Raw genomic sequence first — 452 nt, forward strand, 5'->3', positions numbered from 1 at the left:
AGTTTCATCGGGGTAGCGACTGCCGAAGGCCACCCGCGAGTGATCGTCGATGGCGATGTGGACATACTCCCACCCTGCGCCACGCGTGGCCAGTTGGCGATCGCCGGTGACCCGATGGCCCGGGCGCTCGAAGCGGCCGAGCTTCTTGATATCCAGATGCAAGAGATCCCCGGGGGCGGCGTGCTCATAGCGATTATTGGGCCTTGGCGGCGTCAGCGCCGCCAGACGATTCAGCCCTTTACGCTTGAGAATGCGCGCCACCGTGCTCTGGCCAACTCCCAGCGCCTGGGCAATCTGGCGATAGGTCTGGCGTCGCTGACGACGCTCGACGATCTGCTCCACCGTCGTTGCGTCGGTCGCCAACGGGCTTCGGGCCGGGCGTGACCGACGGTCCTGGAGCCCCTCCTGCCCTTCCTCTCGGAAACGACGCACCCACTTATAGACTGTTCTCA

The 452-nt window shown here is 64.8% G+C and carries 1 protein-coding gene; it reads right to left on the reverse strand.

The features are described from left to right. Nucleotides 1-452 (reverse strand): helix-turn-helix domain-containing protein (locus IOC61_RS03820; protein WP_195687547.1); only part of this gene is annotated, 452 nt, incomplete at both ends.

Origin of the sequence: Halomonas sp. KAO, from assembly GCF_015595025.1 — a bacterium.
GTDB lineage: Bacteria > Pseudomonadota > Gammaproteobacteria > Pseudomonadales > Halomonadaceae > Halomonas.